Genomic DNA, 4,517 nt, shown 5'->3' with positions numbered 1-4,517 from the left:
GGCGCTTTTGCATTACTTTTTCGAATTTCTACTTACCTCGCTGCTTTTGCAGCTTCTACCGCAGCTTCATAGTTTGGATGGTCAGTTGCTTCACTTACATATTCGGCGTGAGTAACGTTGTCATTTGAGTCTACTACAAAAACAGCACGTGCTAATAGACGTAATTCTTGAATAGCAACTCCGTATGCTTCCCCAAAAGAAAGATCGCGATGATCTGATAGAGTTTGAACATTTTCAATTCCAGCTGCCGCACACCAGCGTTTTTGGGCGAAAGGAAGGTCTACGCTTACAGTTAAAATCTTTACATTGTCTAATTTCGAAGCTTCTTCATTAAAACGGCGAGTTTGTGCGTCACAAACTCCTGTATCAATAGAAGGAACCACACTGATTAAACGAACTTGGCCTTTAGAATCTGCTAAAGTTACTGCTGATAGATCATTGGCAAGAACATTAAATTCAGGAGCTTTATCTCCTACTTTCACTTCATTTCCTAAAAGCGTTACTGCGTTTCCTTTAAACGTAATATTTGCCATCCTCTTCATCTCCTTAAACAATATATGTACATTGTAAATATATCCTCTTAACTAAAGATTTGCAATTTTATTGACTTTATTTCTTACTTACTTTAGCCATAAAATATTAGCCAAGAAAAAAGTTAACCTTCCTGAATTTTGGAAAGTTAACTTTTTAAATTAAATATTTAAATCATGTTTTGGACCGTCATATTCATTTGTAGGGGTGTGATTGCTGCTTCCCTGGTTATTCTTGTTATTAAACATCTGCTGAATTTTGTCTACTGCTTGAGGAGCAAGATCAAGTATTCTCTCGTATAAATGAGTGCTTTCATCAAGGTGAACCATTTTCACCCCGCTTGAATTTACGATGAGAAAAGCAATAGGCGTAATGGAAACTCCTCCGCCGCTTCCTCCCCCAAATGGATGACCGCCAGATTGTCCCTGTCCGCCGCCATTTGTTTGTCCCTCTAGTTTAAATTCGCTCCCACCAGCGGCGAAACCGAAACCAACCTTTGAAACCGTTAAGATTACACTGCCATCTGGTGTTTCAACAGGGTCACCGATTATAGTATTGACATCAATCATTTCTTTCAGATTTTCCATGGCAGTTGTCATTAGTCCTTGAATTGGATGCTCAGACATATACTGCACCCCCCTTTTCTATATTGATTTAGTTTTATTATTAGACAAGGCCGATAAGGGTTTTGCTTTAAAATTAGGTCTTCCGCCTTTCCAATATTTAAGCAATTTAATTCCTGCTAACATAGCATGTCCGATTCGAAAATAAATAATACATGAAATGGATGTCTTGGATAATGCAAATTGAAATTGAGGAGTAATGCTTAAGCTGGGAATAGTCTTAAGTCGCATAAAGTGACTGACAATGCCGATAATCCCCCCTTTAATACCCCAAAATGCACCTGTAAGCATTCCTGTGTATGCGGCATCTCCAATACCAAAAGCTGTGTGCCATTCCATCTTCTGTATGGTAACCTTTCGTAAAAACTTCCTAATAATTTTATTAAAAGATACCACTTTTCTAAGCAGCTCTTTCATATCATGAAAACTATTTAGCAAGTCATCCGCATCATATTGCTTTGTATCTTTCTTCTTGGATTGATCTTTCGTACCCTTCTTTTGTTTAACTACAATAGTTGGTGAATTATCATCAATTTTAATAAGCGGGAGCTCTATTTTATATCTGATTAGACCGAACCATGCCCTGAATTCTATTTTTAGATGATCATCATCATTATGATGGTTATAATGAAAATAAACCTTTAATTTCGTAATAAGAATGATAATAAAAATAATGACCAATATCGCTAAGGCAATTAGAATCCATTTCAAATCAAGTCACAACCTTTCAGCCTATTATTATTGCCGCCAAAAGGAAAAATAAACCTGCAGGCTATAAACAGCCATGCAGGTTTATTTAAGAATAATCAATATTATTTTTCATGGATGACTGTTGTATCAGAAAAAAGATCATGCAGTCCTTGCTTTTTTGGTAAAAAGGCGACAACCACATACCCAATCATAATTGTTGCTGAAATAAAACGGCCAATCCATTCTCTAAAAATGATCGTTCCCCATGTTAGCTTCTGCCCTTTTAAATCAACCACTTTTAACCCAAAAGCCATCTTTCCAAGTGTTTGATTGAAGAAACGTGTCATCAGAACAAAATAAGCATAGAACGTAACAGCGGTTGCAATCGTAATCGGCGCAAAGATATTGAATTCAGTTAGCGGAATGTCTAAAGCTCGAAAGATAGGATTGATCAGAATGCGATCTATACTCCCAATGACAATCAAGTCAAGCAAATAAGCCCAAAATCTCATCCAGAAACCCGCAAATCGTAAGGGAGCCAGTTGGCCAATTTGGTCACTTTGACGATGAATGCTTTCAGTTTCTGATTTCGCTATTGCCAATAATTCTTCACTTTTTTCATCACTTACATTCATTTCTTCATCTGATCGGTTCATCTTTGCACCTCCTATTCTGCATATAAATACATGAGACGCGGTGAATTAGGCTGTGACAAAAGCTTCATCAGCCCCGCCATTTCGATATCTTTGCCCATAAGCTTTTGTGCTCCCATACTAAACATGGAACCAAAACCAAGATTTTCAGTATATCTCACAACTTGTGCACCCTTTAGCTTATGATCCTGTTTAAGGGTGTCAATGACATCATCCAAGTATCCAAAACCATCAATTAAGTTTAATTTCTGTGCCTGTCTGCCGTCATAAATTCTTCCATCTGCAATTTCCTTTACTTGAGCAACAGGAATATTTCGTCCTTCAGAAATGACCTTTACAAATCCTTCATAGGAATTGTCAATCATCGATTGAAGGATTTCTCTTTCATCAGCTGTCATTTCTCTTGACGGACTCATAATATCCTTATAAGGCCCGCTCTTGATGGTTACAAAATCCACGCCATATTTTTCGGCAAGACCAGAATAGTTAACACCTTGCATAATGACTCCCAAAGAGCCTGTTAACGTTTCTGGGCTAGCGAAGATTTTATCAGCAGGTGCAGATATATAATATCCGCCTGAAGCCGCCATAGATCCCATTGAAATATAAACTGGCTTATTCGTTTCCGATTGAATTTCTTTGATTTTATCATGAATTTCTGCACTTTCAACGACCCCTCCTCCTGGAGTGTTGACCCTTATGACGATGGCCTTTACCGTTGAATCATCCCTAACCTGATCAAGCTTCTTCATAAATCCTTTATGGTTGTAGCCTGCGCTAGAAAAAAGTGAAGCAGCATCTCCCGTATCTTGAATGACTCCATCTACATCCAAGACAACAATTTTCTTCATTTGATTGCCTTCATCCATTATTTCTTCAACAAAACCGGCATTGCTCGAAGCAAATAAATCAGTAATCGAAGTTTCAAAATCTTTAAATGCCAGTCCCGTAAGGAAATTCGTCACAATAGAAAAAACAAATAATACACCCGCAATCCCTAATGCGGCCCAACGCTTTCCATTCATTTTTAATCCCCCTTAATTAAAAAAGACAAACTGCATAACTTATCTTTATACAATCCAGTCTTTCATACGTATTAAACTTTATAAATGTTTCAAAAAAGTGTAAACTGAGTCGAGAAACATTACCTATCATACCAAATTTTTCAACAATGTTGTTTGAATATGCACTTAATAATCTCTATTTTTTGGAGGAATTCACATGACTACTCGTCGAAATGTTTATTTTTATTATAATAATAATTCTGAAATGAAAGAGAAGGTTGAACCCCTTCATGAGCTTGCACTAGCTCATCAATTTAATATTGTGACTGATTACAAAAAAGCAAACATAATTGCAAGCATTGGCGGAGATGGTGCGTTTTTGCAGGCTGTTCGGAAAACAGGATTTAGAGATGATTGTTTATACATCGGAATTTCTACTATGGATCGTCCTAGCCTTTATTGCGACTTCCATATTGATCATCCAGATCAAATGAGTGAAGCGATGACAAATGAAAAGGTTGAAGTCCGTCGATATCCAACTATTGAGGTATCTGTTGATGATCAAACCTCCTTTTATTGTTTAAATGAATTTAGTATACGCTCAGCTATTATTAAAACATTTGTGTTAGATGTATTTATCGATGATTTTCATTTCGAAACGTTCCGTGGCGATGGAATGGTTGTGGCAACGCCAACAGGGAGTACTGCGTATAATAAATCATTAAAAGGTTCGATCGTAGACCCGCTTATTCCTTGTCTGCAGGTAAGTGAAATGGCTTCATTAAATAATAACCGGTACCGGACACTTGGTTCATCCTTTATTCTAAGCGGTGACAGGAAATTAACATTTGGGGTTGTGCAGGACGGGAATGATCATCCTACAATGGCAATGGATAATGAGGCATTAAGTATTCAGCACGTAGAGAAAGTTGATATTAAACTTAGTGGTAAAATCATAAAAACAGTCAAATTAAAAGATAATTCATTTTGGGAAAAGGTACAGAGAACATTTTTAT

At 37.0% G+C, this 4,517-nt stretch carries 6 protein-coding genes; 1 reads left to right on the top strand and 5 read right to left on the bottom strand.

Annotated features, from left to right (window positions below; genetic code table 11):
* Positions 1 to 32: 32 nt before the first annotated feature.
* The 5 genes from tpx to sppA form a co-directional block, all read right to left on the bottom strand.
* Complete coding sequence (gene tpx / locus V7149_RS15325; protein WP_335346479.1) at positions 33 to 533, bottom strand: thiol peroxidase; 501 nt, start codon at positions 531 to 533, stop codon at positions 33 to 35.
* 159 nt (positions 534 to 692) lie between these two features.
* Positions 693 to 1,157 (bottom strand): GerW family sporulation protein, encoded by a 465-nt coding sequence (gene ytfJ, locus V7149_RS15320; protein ID WP_335346478.1) that lies wholly within the window; start codon positions 1,155 to 1,157, stop codon positions 693 to 695.
* Positions 1,158 to 1,175: 18 nt separating this feature from the next.
* The gene (locus tag V7149_RS15315) at positions 1,176 to 1,865 is read right to left on the bottom strand and encodes a DUF2953 domain-containing protein (RefSeq protein WP_335346477.1); all 690 of its coding nucleotides are present in this window, start codon (positions 1,863 to 1,865) and stop codon (positions 1,176 to 1,178) included.
* Between the two features lie 101 nt (positions 1,866 to 1,966).
* Positions 1,967 to 2,356 carry an RDD family protein gene (locus V7149_RS15310; protein WP_438823974.1) on the bottom strand — a complete coding sequence of 130 codons (390 nt, stop codon included), beginning with the start codon at positions 2,354 to 2,356 and terminating at the stop codon, positions 1,967 to 1,969.
* Between the two features lie 155 nt (positions 2,357 to 2,511).
* Positions 2,512 to 3,522, bottom strand: coding sequence for a signal peptide peptidase SppA (gene sppA, locus V7149_RS15305; RefSeq protein WP_335346475.1), 1,011 nt, complete (start codon positions 3,520 to 3,522; stop codon positions 2,512 to 2,514).
* 196 nt (positions 3,523 to 3,718) lie between these two features.
* On the opposite strand from sppA, the gene V7149_RS15300 reads away from it, so the two are divergent.
* Positions 3,719 to 4,517: NAD kinase (locus V7149_RS15300; RefSeq protein ID WP_335346474.1), on the top strand; the 799-nt coding region annotated here is incomplete at its 3' end.

Source organism: Bacillus sp. JJ1503 (assembly GCF_036965125.1).
In the GTDB taxonomy this organism is placed as follows: Bacteria; Bacillota; Bacilli; order Bacillales; family Cytobacillaceae; genus Cytobacillus.
This window is presented reverse-complemented; position numbering and strand designations above follow the sequence as displayed.

Excerpts from the sequence above, each read along its gene's own strand:
- V7149_RS15310 (WP_438823974.1), bottom strand. The coding sequence starts at position 2,356 with ATGAGATTTTGGGCTTATTTGCTTGACTTGATTGTCATTGGGAGTATA.
- tpx (WP_335346479.1), bottom strand. The coding sequence starts at position 533 with ATGGCAAATATTACGTTTAAAGGAAACGCAGTAACGCTTTTAGGAAAT.
- sppA (WP_335346475.1), bottom strand. The coding sequence starts at position 3,522 with ATGAATGGAAAGCGTTGGGCCGCATTAGGGATTGCGGGTGTATTATTT.
- ytfJ (WP_335346478.1), bottom strand. The coding sequence starts at position 1,157 with ATGTCTGAGCATCCAATTCAAGGACTAATGACAACTGCCATGGAAAAT.